Origin of the sequence: Paenibacillus sp. VMFN-D1 (assembly GCF_003386155.1) — a bacterium.
GTDB lineage: Bacteria > Bacillota > Bacilli > Paenibacillales > Paenibacillaceae > Paenibacillus_AQ > Paenibacillus_AQ favisporus.
Genome location: NZ_QRDU01000004.1, coordinates 96,420 through 114,521, shown reverse-complemented (window position 1 = coordinate 114,521; position 18,102 = coordinate 96,420). Strand labels below are relative to the sequence as shown.

Annotated in this window: 17 protein-coding genes and 1 other annotated feature; of the genes, 7 read left to right on the top strand and 10 right to left on the bottom strand. The window is 51.1% G+C overall.

The genetic code is table 11. The features are described 5' to 3' along the window. Nucleotides 1-17: 17 nt before the first annotated feature. The gene (locus tag C7820_RS24390) at nt 18-2,147 is read right to left on the bottom strand and encodes a multicopper oxidase family protein (RefSeq protein ID WP_116233242.1); all 2,130 of its coding nucleotides are present in this window, start codon (nt 2,145-2,147) and stop codon (nt 18-20) included. Between the two features lie 13 nt (nt 2,148-2,160). Beyond that, entirely contained in the window at nt 2,161-2,715 is a 555-nt protein-coding gene (locus tag C7820_RS24385; protein ID WP_116233241.1) for a DUF2269 family protein, read from the bottom strand. A gap of 146 nt (nt 2,716-2,861) precedes the next feature. Between C7820_RS24385 and C7820_RS24380 the strand changes: the two genes are divergently transcribed. Together C7820_RS24380 and C7820_RS24375 are read left to right on the top strand one after the other, a co-directional pair. After that, nucleotides 2,862-3,560, top strand: coding sequence for a response regulator transcription factor (locus C7820_RS24380; RefSeq protein WP_116233240.1), 699 nt, complete (start codon nt 2,862-2,864; stop codon nt 3,558-3,560). Beyond that, on the top strand, nt 3,550-4,881 hold the full coding sequence (locus C7820_RS24375; protein ID WP_116233239.1) for a sensor histidine kinase: 1,332 nt from the start codon (nt 3,550-3,552) through the stop codon (nt 4,879-4,881). Before C7820_RS24380 ends, C7820_RS24375 begins: the two co-directional genes overlap by 11 nt. 208 nt (nt 4,882-5,089) lie before the next feature. Here the strand turns inward: C7820_RS24375 and C7820_RS24370 are convergent, their stop codons facing one another. Both C7820_RS24370 and C7820_RS24365 read right to left on the bottom strand, forming a co-directional pair. Then, complete coding sequence (locus C7820_RS24370; RefSeq protein WP_116233238.1) at nt 5,090-6,010, bottom strand: alpha/beta hydrolase family protein; 921 nt, start codon at nt 6,008-6,010, stop codon at nt 5,090-5,092. 57 nt (nt 6,011-6,067) lie between these two features. Further along, entirely contained in the window at nt 6,068-6,820 is a 753-nt protein-coding gene (locus C7820_RS24365; RefSeq protein WP_116233237.1) for an SDR family oxidoreductase, read from the bottom strand. A gap of 228 nt (nt 6,821-7,048) precedes the next feature. On the opposite strand from C7820_RS24365, the gene C7820_RS24360 reads away from it, so the two are divergent. Next, nucleotides 7,049-7,510 (top strand): MarR family winged helix-turn-helix transcriptional regulator, encoded by a 462-nt coding sequence (locus C7820_RS24360; protein ID WP_116233236.1) that lies wholly within the window; start codon nt 7,049-7,051, stop codon nt 7,508-7,510. A gap of 246 nt (nt 7,511-7,756) precedes the next feature. Here the strand turns inward: C7820_RS24360 and leuA are convergent, their stop codons facing one another. Both leuA and C7820_RS24350 read right to left on the bottom strand, forming a co-directional pair. Then, nucleotides 7,757-9,424, bottom strand: a complete 1,668-nt coding sequence (gene leuA / locus C7820_RS24355; protein WP_116233235.1) for a 2-isopropylmalate synthase — start codon at nt 9,422-9,424, stop codon at nt 7,757-7,759. 75 nt (nt 9,425-9,499) lie between these two features. Then, nucleotides 9,500-9,762 (bottom strand) — a binding site (T-box leader). 190 nt (nt 9,763-9,952) lie between these two features. Then, on the bottom strand, nt 9,953-10,732 hold the full coding sequence (locus C7820_RS24350; RefSeq protein ID WP_116233234.1) for a nuclear transport factor 2 family protein: 780 nt from the start codon (nt 10,730-10,732) through the stop codon (nt 9,953-9,955). Between the two features lie 247 nt (nt 10,733-10,979). Between C7820_RS24350 and C7820_RS24345 the strand changes: the two genes are divergently transcribed. Further along, nucleotides 10,980-11,588: a TetR/AcrR family transcriptional regulator gene (locus tag C7820_RS24345; protein WP_116233233.1), complete on the top strand. Its 609-nt coding sequence runs from the start codon at nt 10,980-10,982 to the stop codon at nt 11,586-11,588. 85 nt (nt 11,589-11,673) lie between these two features. On the opposite strand, the gene C7820_RS24340 is transcribed toward C7820_RS24345, so the two are convergent. Beyond that, nucleotides 11,674-12,138, bottom strand: a complete 465-nt coding sequence (locus C7820_RS24340) for a phage tail protein (RefSeq protein ID WP_105445572.1) — start codon at nt 12,136-12,138, stop codon at nt 11,674-11,676. Nucleotides 12,139-12,416: 278 nt separating this feature from the next. Here C7820_RS24340 and C7820_RS24335 point away from each other — a divergent pair, with 278 nt between their 5' ends. Beyond that, on the top strand, nt 12,417-13,028 hold the full coding sequence (locus C7820_RS24335; protein WP_116233232.1) for an isochorismatase family protein: 612 nt from the start codon (nt 12,417-12,419) through the stop codon (nt 13,026-13,028). 159 nt (nt 13,029-13,187) lie between these two features. Here the strand turns inward: C7820_RS24335 and C7820_RS24330 are convergent, their stop codons facing one another. The 3 genes from C7820_RS24330 to C7820_RS24320 form a co-directional block, all read right to left on the bottom strand. Next, nucleotides 13,188-14,201 (bottom strand): DUF3231 family protein, encoded by a 1,014-nt coding sequence (locus C7820_RS24330; protein ID WP_116233231.1) that lies wholly within the window; start codon nt 14,199-14,201, stop codon nt 13,188-13,190. A 297-nt stretch (nt 14,202-14,498) separates the two neighbouring features. Continuing rightward, nucleotides 14,499-15,722 carry an RNA polymerase sigma factor gene (locus C7820_RS24325; protein ID WP_116233230.1) on the bottom strand — a complete coding sequence of 408 codons (1,224 nt, stop codon included), beginning with the start codon at nt 15,720-15,722 and terminating at the stop codon, nt 14,499-14,501. A gap of 8 nt (nt 15,723-15,730) precedes the next feature. Then, nucleotides 15,731-16,078, bottom strand: coding sequence for a YciI family protein (locus C7820_RS24320; RefSeq protein ID WP_105445395.1), 348 nt, complete (start codon nt 16,076-16,078; stop codon nt 15,731-15,733). A gap of 305 nt (nt 16,079-16,383) precedes the next feature. Here C7820_RS24320 and C7820_RS24315 point away from each other — a divergent pair, with 305 nt between their 5' ends. Then, nucleotides 16,384-16,719 (top strand): ArsR/SmtB family transcription factor, encoded by a 336-nt coding sequence (locus C7820_RS24315; RefSeq protein WP_116233229.1) that lies wholly within the window; start codon nt 16,384-16,386, stop codon nt 16,717-16,719. Nucleotides 16,720-16,778: 59 nt separating this feature from the next. Beyond that, nucleotides 16,779-18,095 carry an alpha/beta fold hydrolase gene (locus C7820_RS33910; RefSeq protein WP_258875380.1) on the top strand — a complete coding sequence of 439 codons (1,317 nt, stop codon included), beginning with the start codon at nt 16,779-16,781 and terminating at the stop codon, nt 18,093-18,095. Nucleotides 18,096-18,102 lie beyond the last annotated feature (7 nt).

The window sequence follows — 18,102 nt, the reverse complement described above, 5'->3', positions numbered from 1 at the left end:
AATGACGCCATTTTGCACTAATCCGGCAGGTTCCCGGATCTTGTCCCTACTTCGTACGATGACCGGACATTGTCGTACATGAGATGCAGAATCATGCCGGTCGCCGCATGGTCCAGATTATGGCAGTGGTCCATCCACATGCCCGGATTGTCCGCGACAAAGGCCACTTCATACGATTCGCCGGGCATGACGTTTAGCGTATCGGTCAGCCAAGGCGTTTTCACCTTCTCGCCGTTTTTCTTCAGGACCGTCATATGATGCCCGTGCAGGTGCATCGGGTGCTCCCCCAAACTTTTGTTTACGAACGTCGTTTTCACTTTATCTCCTTCTTTGACGACGAGGGTCGGAATCCGGGGGTACACTTCCCCGTTGATCGTCCACAGAAAATGGAATGTACCGTTGTAAAAGCCTATTGTGTTGCCAAGGATCATCTGGAATTCCCGGTCAAATTTCACGGTACTCGTAACCTCGTTCACGACGGGCTGGCCGTAATTGGACGGATCAAATAGTGTGGTTTCCTTACGAAAGACCGGTTTCTCCGGCTTCACCCCTGAATAAAAAACGATGCCCGGATTGCTGTCGTCCTTGGCATTGCCGAGTTTCAGGAAGACCGGATGGTTCGGCATCGTAAAGGCCACGTCGTATCTGCCACCCGATCCCAGCCGAAGCGCGGTTTGATCGGACAAGGGCTGCGGATCCTGGATCTTCATCCCGTCAATGCTGGTGACGCGAAAATCAGCCCCCTGCAGAAGGTACTTCTGAGAAAGGTTATGCGTGTTGATCATTCTCAGCTTGACCGTCTCCCCAGGCTGCACCTGCTTCCATTGCAGACCATCTTCATTGCCAAAGGCATTGATGTGCCCTCGGTCGGTCATCCAGCGATGATTGATCACAGTAAACTGCTCATCGAAGGTTTCTGTTTCCTCTTTAGGCTCCACGATCAGCGTGCCGAACAGCCCCTTGGCGACTTGCTCCGATGCCTGTTGATGGGAATGGAACCAGTATGTCCCCTCTTGCTCGGCCCGGAACTTGTATGTGAATGATTGCCCTGGTTTGACGACATTTTGGGTCATCCCGGGCACGCCGTCCATCGCATTTGGAACGTTATAACCATGCCAATGGATGGTTACCCCGCTATCCACATCCTGGTTGATCAGCTTCACTTCGACCATGTCTCCTTGCAGTAATCTGAGCTCGGGGGCAATTTCACCGTTATAGGTCCAGGCATCGATCACGGCTCCAGAGGCCAGCGTCATCTTCTTGCGCTGTGCGACCAGCTCGAATGTTTTGTCGGCGGGGGCCGAAATATCGCCCGTCAGAGCGGCTGCTTCGATTTGATCCGACCCGGCCGAACCTGATGCATGATGAGCGTGCTGCTGCTGATGATCGGGGCCACCGGACATCGACATCAGGGTAGCCGCGCCGCCCCCTTCGTCTATCCGGTCATGATTCATCATGTCGGACGCTTCCGGCAGCTTCGAGGCATTCACCCCGACCAGTACATTGGATACAAGGATAGCAATGGCGACGACGAAGGTGAGTACACCGGCAGATGCGAATTTTAGCAGTCTGACAAAGATCCCGCGCTCTAGCTTTTCCCCTCTGTTCACCTTTAAGTAACTTCGATATGCGAATAACGCAGGCACAAGCAGTAAGAGCACAACCAGCAAAAAGCGGGAAGCGATCTGGAACAGACTGGGCAGAACCGGCTGGGCGAAAAAGGTACTGAAAGCGGAAATCCCCGATGCGAGCACCGCCGCCAAAAAGGACAGCATGACCGAAGGGTGGGCCACCGTGCGCAGTGCCTTCTGCCCCGGGGGATTCCCGCCGGAATCCCGCAAGCTTTTTAGATTAGGCAGAACCCTTACCGCCAAATACGACTGGGGGATCAGCGTCAAGGGTACAAGCATTTTGACCGTACCTTCTATAAATGGCCAGCCGCCGTTGACGAATTGGAGGGCGATCGCTGCATACCAAACGGCGCTCAGCAGCATCGCGCTCCCTGCTGCCCACAGCACAAAGGTCCTCTTATGTTTCAGGCTGCGGTTGGTCCGTGCGTACGGAAGGCATGCGGCCGTCATGCCGGCGACTCCCCAGAACAGAGTCATCCCGCCGGTAAGCAGAATGCTGGTTATCGTTACGAACATAGTTTTCCTCTCCTTAAGACCGAATGTTTCGTGAAGCTGCCGCCCGCGGTTTTGATGGATGGGCTTTTGTGTTGATTTTGCCGAAAGGTTTGAAATACGAAATGGCCGTCATGAAGACGAGCGATATAATATTAGCCAGGGCTCCTCCAATCAGCGAGTAACTTGTATTCAGAAAGGCAGCGTCGCTGAGCGCAAGAAGTCGGGCCTGATCCGCAGTGCGAACGATTTGGGACAACCAGTCCTCCATGTACACAATGCCGAACACAATCAACAATAGGGTCAAGGCCAGCTTGATCACGATCCAATAATATTTGAACAGCCCCCAATTGGTCCAAACGGACAAGGCAATCCCAGTGATCACCGTGACAAGAGCGGTGTACCGGATGAACACGATATCGATCAAATGCATATTTTCCAATGTGTAATACAGCTGGTCCCCGTTCTCCGCCTTCAGCATATACATGCCGAACAGCAGCATGACCAACGCTCCGCCGAGCCAGCAAACGACCGACAGCACGTGGATGATGATGATCGCCTGCTTTTTCTTGACCGGCAATTTGTAACTCATGGGCAAATCCTCCCTTAGCGGCTTCTATGTTAGCTATATTACCTGCGAAATGTTGCGAACTTGTGGTGAATCTATTTACACATTGTGGGGGCTGCCCATATTCTATAAAGAGGTAAAAATGAATGATCATGTCAGGGAGTGTGGGAATGAGAATCAAGGTGCTGATCGTAGATGATGAAGTCAAAATCGCATCCCTCATGGAATCGTTTCTTCAAGCCGAAGGATACGAATGCCTAACCGCAATGGACGGTTCGACCGCCTTGCAGCTCTATACCAAACATCAACCGGATATCGTGATTCTGGACTGGATGCTTCCCCAAATGAACGGGCTGGACATATGCCGGCAGCTTAGACAAATCGGGTCCCCCGGCATCATCATGGTCACAGCCAAATCCGAGGAAACCGACAAAATCGTGGGCCTCGAAATGGGTGCAGACGATTACCTGACAAAACCTTTCAGCCTAAGAGAACTCTCCGCACGCATCCGCTCCTTGTTGAGACGCATGAATAGAACCGGCCAAAACGGTCCCGCCCAGATCCTGCGAAGAGGCGAGCTTGCGATCCACGAGGACAGCCTTCAGGTATTTAAGGGGGATGAGGAGCTGCATCTTACCCCAACCGAATTCAAGCTTCTGCACCTCCTGGCATCCAAGCCCGGACGGGTGTACAGCCGAATGCAGCTGCTGCAGCACGCGTTCGAGGAGGAGTTTATCATCGATGAGCGGACGGTTGATTCGCATATCAGCAAGCTCCGCAAGAAGATCGAGGGCGGCAGCCGGGGCTCCGACTATATTCAAACCGTTTACGGTTTCGGATACCGTTTCGGAGCGGAACATGAAAATTAGAACCAAGCTGATGCTGTCGATGGGCGTTCTGATCGTGTTTATCCTGCTTTTTCTGCTAGGGGTCACGCATGTGCAGTTTTATATATCCCGCGACATTGTGTATCTTCAGGATAAGAAACCCTTTGATTCCCTAAAAAGTGAATTCGAGCAATTTTATATCCATCACGGTGATTCCTGGGACAATGTCGGCAGTGCGAGGTTTGAATCGGCCGCAGCCTTTGCGGAAATCGCATTATCCGCTGGGGGAAAGATCCTGTATCAGCAAGGAGAGCTGAGTGCGGACGAGCTTCGAAGCGACGGCTACTTGGTGCCGCTTAACGTAGGGGACCAGCGAATCGGAAGACTGTATGTGATGAATGACCGCCAGTTCAAAATCTACGGGTTCAAAACGATGTGGTACGGCATGCTGCCCAATATCGGGCTGGCATCGCTGCTGTTCACCGGCGTCGCGGCGCTGCTGACCCTTTTCCTGTTGTCGTGGAGGCTCACAAGCCCCATACGCAAAATCATCGGCGGGATTGAGAGCATCAAAAAGGGGAATGCAGCACCCATTTTTCCCGAACATAGAAAAGATGAGTTTGGTGCGATTTCCAGGGCCCTTCGCGAAATGAACGAATCGCTGGCCGACGCGGAGCGCACCCGCAAGCAGCTGATGTCCGACGTCGCCCATGAGCTCAAAACCCCGCTGATGATCATCCAGGGAGAGTTGGAGCTGGCCCACGAGACGGGAGCTTCCCTCTCTGCCGCCAAGCAGGCCTCGATTCACGATGAGGTGCTGCGGCTGTCGCGTCTGGTTCATGAGGTGCTGGATTTGTCCAGGCTGGAAGCCGGCATGACGGAGCTGCATCCGCGGACGGAGAACTTGGTTGCGCTCGTGGGGGATTTAGCTTCGAAGACCAAGTTTATGGTGGAGGATAAGCAAATCGATCTGTCCTTGCACGCTGAGGAAGAGATGATATCCGTTTCAGTGGAAAAAGGCCGTATTCTTCAGGCGCTGTACAACATCCTGACGAATGCCGTTTACTATACGCCCCCTGGCGGACAGATCCGCCTACGGGTGGAAACGGTACGCCTGCCGGACCGAGAGGGGTCCTATGCCCGAATTCGGATCGAAGACAGCGGAGCCGGCATTTCCGAAGAGGATTTGCCTCATATCTTCGACCGGTTCTATCGGGCGGACCATTCCCGTGCTCGTCCAAGCGGCGGAACCGGCCTCGGGCTTGCGATTGCAAGGCAAAACATCCTCGCTCATCGAGGCTGGATTGATGTGCAAAGCACGGTTGGCACAGGCACGGTATTTAGCGTCTATTTGCCGTTGTGAGGCGCAGGAACATGCGAGTACCCACAAAATAATCACAACCCCGCCTATAGCGGCAAGTTTAAAGGCCACCCTTTTTAGGATGGCCTTTGTGATATCGCTTGTTCTAACTATCTTCTTGGAAAGTTGTCCCGGCACCGAACTTCAAATGAAATCTGCAGTCGGGCGCGCGGCACCTCCATGGCGTCAGGCCGCTACGCCCGTCCGGCCCTTACTTCGACTCGATACGGCCCAGCGGGTTGGCCCCTTCTTCCAAAGCCGCGCGGGCTGCCGCCCAGCTGGAATCGTCGATGCCGAGCGCGCTGCGCAGATAAGCCCATGTGACCCGCTGGAGCAGGGCGACCCGTTCGGGGTTCTCGTCCGTCGTCTCCGTGACGTTGTACCCGGGAATTCCGCCCAGCGAATGTTCTCCCCCGAAAAGGGTGAGCAGACTCTTGCTGCCCGGGCTCAGGAAGTACGGGTCGGCAAACCAGTCGGGCCCCCGTGTGGACAGCCGGGACTGATCCTGATCCCCCGCGACCACGAGGGTCGGTGTATTCATGTCCGCGAAGCTCGGATTCATGAAGGGGAAGTGCTCGGCCGCGAATGGGCTCAAGTCGGCTCCGCCCTTGCCCGTCGTGGCAAGGAGCAATCCCGCCTTGATCCGCGGGTCGGACATATCCTCACCCGGCTTGCCGTCGGCATCAAGGACACGGGCGCCGAGCAGCGTGCTCACCGTCTGGCCTCCCCAGGAGTGTCCGGCAGCGGCAATGCGGCTCCGATCAAGACGTCCGCTGAGGCCGGGAACCGCAGCTTCAATAAGATCAAGCTGGTCGAGAATGCGCTTCAGGTCATCGACCCGAATGCGCCAGATCAGCGGTGTTCGGGAATCTTCAGGTGGAAGATTCAGCGTTCTCGAGTCGAGGTGGGTGGGTTGAATAACCACGAAGCCGTGTGCGGCCCAGAAGTCCACCAAGGGAGCATAGCCGTCCATCGACGAGCCAAAGCCGTGCGAGAAAACGATAATGGGCAGATCATGTCCCGTTATGGGCGCAGACACCCGTACTTGCAGATCCTCACCCCGTTCCGGGACGGGCAGCACTACCGGTTTTACCGAGATGATTGGAGCAGGTGTATTAACGTTGATTTCCATAATTAAAGTTCCTTTCATTGAGAGAGATTGGGTTGGATCATACTACTCGAGTTTGCATTACCATGGGAGTGGGCCGTCCTCGTTCGAAAACGTGCCTGTCGGACCGTTCTCATCGAGGAGCGCCAGGCGCACGGGTTCGCGTGCCCCCTGTTCGACGGTGCGCGTGCCCGCGAAGTTGTTGAGGTCCGTCCCGGTAAAGCCCGGGCAGGCTGCGTTGACCTTGATGCCCGCCGACTCGAGTTCGATGGCGAAAGCAAGCGTCACGGCGTTGAGGGCGGTCTTCGACGGGCTGTACACGGCACCGAACATCGGGCGATGCGGATTGGCCGGGTCGGCGTTGAGCGTCAACGACCCCGCTTCGCTGGATACGTTGACGATGCGAGCCGCCGGCGCCTTACGCAGGAGCGGCAGCATCGCTTGGGTGACCGCGATAACGCCAAACACGTTCGTCTCGAAAACCGCACGTACCTCGTCAAGAGAAGCGACGCTGGGCCGGCACGATTCCGCGATCTCCTCCAGCGGCCGGTCCGGATTGCCCGCATGCGAGATGCCGGCATTGTTCACGAGCACGTCGAGACGGCCGAGCTCTCGGCGGATACGCTCTGCCGCGGCGTCGATGGAGGCCTGATTCGTGACGTCGAGCTGGAGGGCGCGTGCGTCCGGTCCTACACTTTTGGCTGCCTCCTCCCCATTCTTAAGGCTGCGCGACCCGACGAGTACGGTAAAGCCGTGTGCCGCGAGATCTTTGGCAATTTGAAGGCCGATTCCTTTGTTGGCCCCGGTAACCAGGGCGACGGGTTTATCCTGCATCTAAAAATCTCCTTTCGTACATTGAAGTATGGGTATTTGTAAATGCTCCAGGCTGATGCGCCAACTTCATATCCAGAATGGATCTCCGGGTTGATACGTCAACCTAAAGGGTAAAAAACTTGGTTGCACGTCAACCCTTTCATGTGTGATCCCATGCGGTTGATACGTCAACCTGGTATCTACTGTAACATGTTGTGGTTGATGCGTCAACCGTGTTATGATGTTTCTATGGATAAGAACGAGCTGAATGAAGAAGAAATGCGAATATGGCATATGTGGAAGGGCTCCTTCCAGACCATCTTCGGCCGCGTCATCAAAGAAATATCCGAACAGACCGGGCTATCGGAAGGTGATTATGGTGTTTTGGACCGGTTAGACCTGTTTGGGGACGGCAGCCTTCGCCAGCAGGAATTAGCCGACTCGATGGACTGGGATAAGAGCCGATTGTCACATCATTTGACGCGGATGGAGAAACGTGGACTCGTGAGGAGGAAGCCGCTGAGCACGGATCGTGGCGTTCAAGTCATCATCACTCCCGCCGGCAAATCCGTGCTGGAAGATGCCCGTCCCATCGCCTCCAGGGCCATACGCAGGCATTTCTTTGATCAATTAACCGAACAAGACATCGAGTCGATTACTAGGTTGGCGGAGAAGACAAGGTCTTCGTCTGGTAAAACCCCGCCGCCCTGACCACGTTTGTTCATGCTATTCGTGAAACAGATGAGTACATCGATCAGTAAAGAACAGACCCATCACCCAAACGGGGTGAAGGGGCCTTCTACTTTCTGTAAGCCCTAACCCCACTCTAAGGTGTCTATGGGCGAATAAACAGAAAAGGAGCTGCCCGCGGCAGCTCCTTTTCATATGTGTGAGAGTACTCTCATCCTCTTTAGGTGGGGACGAAAATGTTCGAATTTCGTTCTTAGCCGGAACCAATCAGTTGGTATTGCGGCTAAACTGATTCACGGCACTAAAGAGCGCTTTTACCGACGAAGTCATAATATCAACGTCAATGCCGCATCCCCAATATACACTGCCGTTGGAAGCCGTGATTCCGATGTAAGACACCGCTTGGGATTTCGAGCCTATTTCCAGGGCATGCTCCGTATAGACCAGATCGGAATAATCCAGCCCAAGTTCAGTTTGCAGTGCATTGCTGATCGCATCGAGTCTGCCGTTTCCGTTGCCGGCGATTTCCTTGACTTCGTTGCCGGTACGAATCGTGACGATCGTTTGGAAATCCTCGTTGTCCGTCATGCGGTATTTCACAAACTCGACAGGCGTTTGGATATTCACGTATTCCTTCAAGAAAATAGCGTAGATCTCCTCAGGCATCAGTTCCTTCTGCTGCTGATCCGATACGTTTTTAACGAAGTATCCGAAGTTTTCGCGCATTTTCGCCGGGAGATCAAGTCCGTACTTCAGCTGCAGCACGTATCCGATTCCGCCTTTGCCGGACTGGCTGTTGATGCGGATAATGTCGCCTTCGTATTCCCTGCCGATGTCCATCGGATCAATCAGCAGATAAGGGACCGACCAATGCTGCGGATCCTTTTCCTCGCGCCACTTCATTCCTTTGGCAATGGCATCCTGGTGCGAACCGGAGAATGCGGTGAATACGAGCTCGCCTCCGTAAGGATGTCTTTCGCCCACTCTCATTTTAGTCAACCGTTCATACACGGAGGCAATCGCCGGAATGTTCTCAAAATTCAGCTTCGGATCGACCCCGTGGGAGTACATGTTGAGCGCCAGCGTCACAATGTCCACATTCCCCGTCCGTTCCCCGTTTCCGAACAATGTCCCTTCGACGCGCTGAGCTCCGGCCAGCATGCCAAGCTCGGCGTCCGCCACGCCCGTGCCTCTGTCATTATGCGGATGAACCGACAGAATGACATGCTCCCGGAAGTTCAGATGCTCGCTCATATACTCGATCTGGCTGGCGTAGACGTGAGGCATCGACATGGATACCGTTGCCGGAAGATTGATGATCACCGGATTCTCTGCCGTCGGCTGCCATACATCAAGCACACTGTTGCAGATGTCCAGCGCAAACTCGATCTCCGTGCCGGTGAAGCTCTCCGGCGAATACTGGAACTGGAAGTTCCCTTCCGTCTCGGCCGCGCATTCCTTCAGCAGCTTGGCGCCGCTCACAGCGATATCGATAATCTCTTCCTTGGATTTGCGGAATACCTGCTCCCGCTGCGCCACGGAGGTGGAGTTGTACAGATGAACGACGGCTTTTTTCGCGCCCTTCAGCGATTCGAACGTTTTCCGGATGATGTGCTCTCTCGACTGGGTCAGCACCTGGATCGTCACGTCGTCCGGGATCAAATCCTGCTCGATCAACGTGCGCAAAAAGGCAAATTCCGTTTCCGAAGCTGCAGGAAATCCGACCTCGATCTCCTTAAATCCGATATCCACAAGCAGCTTGAAGTATTCCAGCTTTTCCTCCAGATTCATCGGAACGATCAACGCCTGATTGCCGTCGCGAAGGTCAACGCTGCACCAAATCGGCGCCTCCGTAATATATTCCTTCCGGGTCCAGTTCAGGCTGGTCTCCGGCGGCATAAAATATCCTCTGTCGTATTTGTTTACATTTTTCATGGATACCCTTCCTTTCGTCGATTCCTATGCTAATCTGCCAAAGATCGGAGGCGCAAAAAAAGCCTTTCATCTCACTACAGAGACGAAAGACTTTAACATCTTACGCGGTACCACTCCGAATTCATGCCAACGCCGGCATGCACTCTACGGATACGGTTTGCATAAACAGACAAACCTGGATCCTCCTGATGATAACGGTCAGGCTCCGGCTCCACCTACTTTACTGTTTCAGCGAGCAACTCCAAGGTGAGTTCCAATTTTCTCCACGGCTGTTTCACACCGGCCAACAGCTCTCTGTTCGCTTAGAAAACCGTACTATTCCTTTTCAACGTAGTTTAATTATTAGGATTAATGCTATATCACCGACACGATGGTGTCAAGTGCAAATCTACATCGTATTGTTCTTCCGTGAGGGCTTTTTTATTTGGCTAAATGCTGCGAGGGGTCACTTTTCCGGAAATAAGCGCAGCACAAAAAGACACCGCCGCAATGATCCGGCGATGCCTCTCTATTAACTTCCCTCAAGCCTCAAAACCGGCTGTTCGAGTTTTTTCGCTTTTCTTCTGGCAGGATAGCCTCAACCACGTCCCAATGCTCAGCAATCTTTCCGTTCTCCACACGGAACAAATCGTAAAAAGCCGTAGGCTGGCCATCAAACAAACCTTCACTTACCGTAAGCACAAAATCGCCTTGGCCAATGACCTGATGGAGCTGAGTATATTGAAATTCAATATTTCTCGCCGATAGCGCCTTGAGTGCCTCATGAAGTCCCGAAAGGCCATCCCCAATATGCGGACTATGCTGAATGTAGCGATCCCCGTCAAAATAGGAGTTCAGCAGCTCCGGATTTTTCCCAAACAAAATGTTCTCCACATAGCTTTGGACAAGCCCTTTGTTCGCATCCGTCTTGTCGATATCCTGAACCGTGACCGGTCCGTCAATCATCGTATGGCCGCTTGTCGTCTTCCCCACCATCTCCTGCAAATTGTCCCAATGCTCGACGATAAGCCCATTTTCAAAACGGAAAATATCAATCCCGATCTTAGGACCGAAGAATTCATATACGGAATGGAGGACTACAAAATCCCCGTCGACCAAAGCACGTTTAATGCTGACCTTCGTACCGTTTTCCTTTAAATGAGCCAGCGCACCTAGCATGGCATCACGGCCATCAGGTAAGGCTTGGTTGTGCTGAATATATTTATCCGGATGAACGTAAGCCGTAATCGCTTCGGGGCTGCCGCTCTCCAAGCTTTCCAGCACAGCGGTTGCCTTAAGAACAAGCTCATTATGATCGTTGAATGTCATCGAAATATCCTCCCTTTGATACCGAAAGTTAAAATGAACGTTTGCGCTTGATGGACCGGTCCTGATCTCGCACCATTTATCGTCATCAGATAAATAATGAACACGATGTTGTTTATTTATCTTGTGTTCATTATAATAAGGAACCATAGCACCCTCAATATTCAATATTTTGAGTTTTGCAGGATAAGAGGCATTTCGCACAGATTTGTCGCTTAACGTCTTAAATTTTTTGCAGGAGAGCGAATCCATGAACAAAAAGAAGACCGATCTAAGAATTGTGCGCACGAAACAATCGATCCGAAAGGCATTTTATGAGCTGATTCAGGAAAAAGGATACGAAGCGATCACGATCCAGGATATTGCCGACCGGGCAATGATCAATCGAAACACTTTTTATCTTCACTACCAGAACAAGCCGGATTTATTAGATACATGTATGGACGAGCTGTTGAGCGAATTGCAGCAGACCGTCGTGCTTTGCCCATTCCATATGAACCCTTTCCGTCTGGCCAGACTGGAGACCGTCATGCAAGCCGTTCTGGAACACATTTCGGGGAGTATTACTTTGTACTATGCCATGTTGGTGGAGGAGAACAGAATCTATCCGTTTCGAGCAAAAATGGAGGCGATCATCAAAGGCAAACTGGATGAGGGGTGGAATCCTGCGCAGGGGGATTCGCCGTTAGCGGTATCTAAAGAATTGCTGCTTGAATACCTCGTATCGGCTTTCATGGGGATCGTGATTTGGTGGATCAAAAACGACCGGCCCCTGTCCGCGGCTGAGGTATCTTCCCAGTTCAGTAACATCGTGACCTATGGACATTTGAGAGCTGCCGGCATTGCCGTCGAGGAGTAGGATCGCGAGAGCAGAGGAACATAGGCTGGCGTTCTTTAAAAGATAAAGGACAGGAGAGCATGGTCTGCCCCGCCTGTCACATAGCTTAATATTCCCCTTTAATGACAAAAAACGAGCCCCGAATCGTTCCGGCCAGCTTGGACTTCTGCCTCGCAAACTTAAACTTCCCTTCCAGCTCTTGCGGTACCTCCATCCCTTCCGAAAGCTTGAAACCGACGGCCCGTTTCTTCGGGTCATCCACGGTATACATGACATTGAGTGCGAGTCCATCCTCATAAAAAACGTAGGCAATTTGGATATTTTCCACTTGAAAACGCGATGTTTCCAAAGGTTTGGCCGCAAACTCAATATCCCGTTCTTCCTTCAAAATCCGGTTCACATAATCCAGGGTCTCCTGGCTTTCGCTGGCGGGCACAACCGTAAATTCATGCTTGTACTTGTTCATAAAGTAACGGGCTTCATTTGCGCGCAACCCTGCAAGCGCTTCGGCGACAGGTGAAGATTCCAAACCAACCGTAGATACATTTTGAAAATCAACGATATACGACATTTCCATCCCTCGTTTTCTCTAAATTTCCAGAAATCTATATTTCACAAGGTGACTGACGATCCTGTTAGTCTTCTAAATATTGTTTACATAGACTGGTAGAAACAAACATCCCGTTTAAATATTCAGCACTTTGCGTCAAAATCCTTCACATATCTTCATAAAATCTATGTATTCTAGGAGAATCACTCCTAGGATAATCCACTCTCTCGTTAATCACCACGGCCTAATATATACTGATTCCGTCATCATTACATTACAAGATTAGCGGAGGATTTCCTATGAACCAACTTCATGACAATCATACGCATAGTTGGCAAAGAGAACCGTTCATCGATTGGAACAGAACAGCTCTGGTCGTCATCGATCTCCAAAAATGGATAGGTCCGCAGTATGCCCCCTATTCCGCCGAAATGGTCATTGCCAATGCAGCCAAGCTGACCCAGCTTTTCCGTAGCCATGGAGCTTTCGTGGCACTTGTGCATGTGTCCAGTAAGGACTTCAAAGATATGCTTAGCCCTAAGCTGGATGCCGCACCTCCCACACTAAATCTGGTCGAGGGCTGGGACGAATTTGTTCCCGAACTCGGCGTAACTGAAACGGATCATATCATCTCTAAAAAGCAATGGGGGGCCTTCCATGGAACAGACCTTGATCTCCAGTTACGCCGCCGGAACATTGATACGATCGTCATCTGCGGCATAGCCTCAGGGATCGGTGTGGATACAACCGCCAGAGAGGCATTTCAGCACGGATATGATATCGTTTTCGCGATTGACGCCATGACCGGGTTCACGAAGGCTGAGCATGAGCATGTACGGGATGTCATTTTCCCGAGGATGGGGCGGATTCGCACAACGGAAGAGATTTTAAAAGAGGTTATCTATCAGTGAGTACTCCATTAGCGGTCATTTTCGCCGTACCTGGGATACGGATCACCGGACTGTTTGTAACCGCAAGCTTAAAGGCCATCCTGTAAAGGATGGCCCTTCCTATACCTATAGCTCACTCGATTCAACTATTGTACCCAAAACAGCTTCTAGATCAAGCTTTTAATGTCCCGCTTGTAACTCATCTCGGTCTATAGCTTCTGGAGGTTGCTCCAGCCAGCCATGGTCAATCATAATATTGGCACCATCCTCTACATATAACGATACTTCCAACTGGCATTTTGCAAATAAGGCGGCTACATCTTTTCTTGCACTTAGTGAGGCACCATTGGCGTATTCCCTGATCTTCATGGCAAACATATCGATTTTATGATAAACCATCAGTTTGTCTGAGAAAGGGGACTCCGTTGATGGTCTGACCAAATGATCAATGAGTGAAGGAGACGGCAAACCGTCTTTGGACAATTTATCCGACATCAGATCAATATGTTTTTCGTTAAGATTCTTTCCACGGTCTAAATATTGTCTGACTTTTTCACTCTTTGCCACCTGGACAAAGCCAGTAATAATCGCTTTACTTGTGATGTCGTTGTTCATGTTCCCGTATAAATGGGCAATTTCCAAGCCTTGCAGCGGTCTCCCGTTTCCAAAAAATACATTTAGAAAACTCTGTTTGGTAATAAAATCAACTCCTTCGGGAGGAGGAATGACAGGTGGATTTATTGATGCATTTTTGGAAAGCAAAACATCATTGACCTGAACCATTAATTGGCTCGTATCATGAAGGGTCTTGACAAAAAAATCCCGGATATCCTTCCTCGTTACTAAAGGAATAGCCACGCTATAAATACTCATTCCGGCTTTGCCCAGATACTGTAAGTAATGAAGATAAAATTCATCTTCATACAGCCGGGGTGCTTCCAGATTTACGTCGTCCTTCGTAAACCCGACGGGTATGGGAAAGTCCGCTTTTTTAAAAATGGCTTCGATATCCTGTATATAATCTTCACATAACCCCAGGGCAAATTGTAAAATTCCTTTAATTTCTTTATCGTTCACATGCTGGAGATAGTAACTAAGCACGCATTTTCCCATCGTATTTCCAACGTACGTTGCCCAAAGTTTTCCCATCTCCGCTGCGGTTAATTGTGATTGATCTGTTTTCACAAAACTCATTCCTTTTATGGTCTATTGGGAACCCATGCCTAGGATATCCAGCGACCAGCTTCGAAATACACTAAAAGTGCACTTAATTAAGCACATCTCCCTCCTGCAAAGTCCTCCCACGGATACGGAAGAGGGACAAGTTGTCCAAAGGCTAACAAATTCTATGTAAATCAAGCATGCTATAAAACATTTACCGTTACTTATGGTACGGTTCAGCTTAACGGGTCTATCGGCGATAAATGAGAAAGGGGCTGGCACGCCAGCCCCTTTCTTCCTCGGGTAGTTTATTTTATCCCGGTGTGTAATTTATATCTCAGCATCTTGGCGATTTAGAAATTGCCGAATCGATATATCTGTGCTTAGCCCAATGGCACGGCTATAAGCCAAGTGGGCATCTTCCTTCCGCTGCATCCGTTTGTATAAATGACCGGCAAGTGCCCAATAGGGCTGATAGCTTACCACTTCTGCAGATGGAATGGCTTCTAGAAGCGCAATGCCGCGTTCCGATCCATAAGCCTCCGCCACCGCGGCGGCTCGGCCGACTAATGCGCCTAGGGTAGGAGATATACGAATGAGGCCCTCATATAACTGAGCAATCGCCTCCCACTCTGTTTGCCCAGTCCATAAACGCTGTGCATGCACGGATTGGATCGCGGCCATGAGTTGAAAGCGTCCGATTTCACCGGCATGTGAGGCGATATGCAGATAACGCTCCGCCTCCAAGGTCATGCCTTGCTCCCATCGGGCACAGTCCTGCTGCGAGAGGGGAATATAGTTCCCCTCTTCATCATGCCGAGCCCCGACTCGCGCTTCACAGTGCAGCATGAGCGCCAACAGGCCATTCACCTCCGGTTCGCGGGGGTTGAACTGGAGAAGCAGCTTTCCTAGATAGATCGATTCCTCTGCCAATCTCCTGTGAGGCGAATCGGCACTGGCTGCTTCGTCCCACCCGCTCCCGTAAGCAGCGTAAATAGCCTCCAGGACAGAATCGAGACGATTCGGGATTTCTTCAGCATCGGGCAATTCAAATGTGATGCGTTCGGTACGAATTTTGGCCTTTACCCGCGTCAGACGCTGGCTCATGGTGGAGGGCTTGACGATGAATGCAGATGCAATCCGGGCTGCATCGATTCCAAGCACCGTCTGCAGCATAAGCGGTGTACGCATCGCAGGGTCAATGGCCGGATGAGTACAAAGAAACATCATCCGCAGCCGTTCGTCCGGAAAACCAGTGTTTGACGATGCGAGCCGTTGTGTATCATCTGACATGGCAATGAGTGTCGGCAGCGCACTTTCGGAAACGCGGGTACGGCGTGCACGGTCGATAAGCCGCCTACGGGCGGCGGTAACCAGCCATGCCTCAGGCTTATCCGGAATGCCGACCTTCGGCCAAGTTTCTAACGCAGCGAGAAAAGCGTCCCCGATCGCATCCTCAACCGCCTGCAGATCATGCCAATTTACAGCTAAATAGGAGAGTAATCGGCCGTAAGCGTTACGAGCTGTTTGTTCAATCACTTGATGAGCTTCCATAGAGATGATTACTTCAGCGCGGGAAGGTTTTGTCTGACCTCCACCGTATCGACAGGCCCTCGAGCAGCCCACTCTAATGCAGTATCCAGATCCGGAACATCAATCACGAATATTCCGCCGAGCTGCTCTTTCGTCTCGGGAAACGGTCCGTCCTGAACCGCCATTTCACCGCCGCGCCGTTTCATCGTTGCAGCTGTCTCCGGAGCATGAAGCCCCGAACCAAACACCACGATTCCAGACTGTCGTAAAGCATGCACGTAATGCGTCCAGCCTGCCAGGTATTCTTGTTGCCGGGCTGGATCCATTCTAGCCGCAAAATCCTCCTGGCTCTCGTAAAACATTAAGGTGTAACTCATACAAAAACTCCTCCCTGTAAAACCGTATTGGAATTGGGTTGCACTATAATGTCGTGTGGGCTGCTTCAATTTCTACATTACAAGAAAAATATTTATTTAAAAAGCTGGGGTCATTTGTGATGCGATTTTTGCTTAACGTGTCTATCGGTTTACAGCCAGGAATTGCAGGCCCGTCAATCAGCATGATACACCTGTTTCGCTCATCCACAGCAGCCATAAAAACTAAAAATGAGATTAATCCGCTCCACAACTAGCATCACAAATATACGTTGACACGTATATACACTTTAGTGTATATATAAGACATGAACACATCAACTCTCCAAATGACATTATTTACACTAGCGGAGCCTAACCGGTTCAATATTGTTGAACTGCTCAAAAAGGGGCCGCTGTCGGTGAGCCAAATCGTTGAAGCCCTTAACATTGGGCAGCCGCAAGTGTCTCGCCATCTGCGTATTTTAAGCGAAGCCGGGTTGGTGCGATCCCGTAACAAAGCACAACAGCGAATATATAGCCTTGAGGCTGCACCGTTCCAGGATCTGGATGAATGGTTTGACTCCTTTAGCATCCTGTGGGAGGAGCGTCTGGACAATTTCGAGGAATATATGCTCGACTACAAAAAAAAGGAGGACTTATAACTGAAGTTCGGTACCTTCGTTTGGCTTCTTTGAAACTTACGAATGAGGTGGGTGGGAATATGAGAAGGAAAACAAAAATTCACCGGGATCATGAACGCCGCGAATTAACTGTTGAGCGCATAGTAGCCATTCCACCGGGTCTTGCTTGGGAAGGATGGACAAAACCGGAGCACATCACCCGTTGGTGGGGACCTAAACGATGGACTGCCAGCGTGTATGAGATGGATGTAAAACCCGGCGGTGTTTGGCGATATAGTCTGAGAGCAGATGATAATAGCGGGGAAGAAGCATTTTGTCATGCTGTTTATCAGGAAGTTAGTGAGCCTTCCAGACTCGTTTACATGGATACTTTCACCGATAAAGACTGGAATATCGTAGAGAACAGCGAGATGAGTACGACCGTCTTATTCGAAGAGGTGGCAAAAGGAACAAAGCTTAGCATTGTGACACGTTTTGCTACGGTCGAAGAACTGGAAAATGCCGAAGCCATGGGCATGATTGAGGGCTTCGCGGATGCCTTTGACCGACTTGAGCTCTATTCAGAATCGTTAAGAGGAGGAAACTTAACCATGGAAACTGTCATTTCAAAAGATGGCACAAAAATCGCTTATGAAAGGCAAGGTAACGGCCCTGCCATTATCCTCGTTGCCTCTGCAGCTGCTGACCATCACGATGCTGCTCAGATTGCCGACCAGCTGGCCAACCATTTCACCGTTTACAACTATGACCGACGAGGCCGCGGTCAAAGCTCCGATACCCATCCGTATTCCGTTAAGCGTGAGGTAGAAGATATCGAGGCATTAATTCAAACGGCCGGGGGCAACGCATGTCTTTTTGGAAGCTCTTCCGGCGCCGTTTTGGCTCTTGAGGCAGCCAGCCGCTTAGGAGAGCAAGTCGCGAGGCTGTACCTGTATGAACCGCCTTTTATTATTAACGATAGCCGCAAGCCGCTTCCCGCAGAATACGTCGAGCACTTGAACAGTTTGATTGAAGCCGATAGAAGAAGCGATGCAGTTGCCTATTACATGTTAGAAGCACTTGGTATTCCTGAGGAATATATAAGTTACATGAAAGCCGATCCTTCTTGGAATTCGATGGAGGCCTTGGCTCACACTCTCGCTTACGATGGAATGATTATGGGTGATACCCAATCCGGCAAGCCGCTACCAGTCAATCGCTGGAACGTCAGCATTCCGGCTATAATCATTACAGGTGAGAATAGCGAACCCTTGTTTCACGACGCGGCCAAAGAGCTTGCTGGAATTCTGCCAGCTGCTGAAACCTTCACGCTGATAGGCCAGGATCATTCCGCTGTTGTGATGGCTCCGAATGTACTGGCTGAAGTGATCATCGCTAAGGCATTGGAACAAGCGTAAAGGGGGA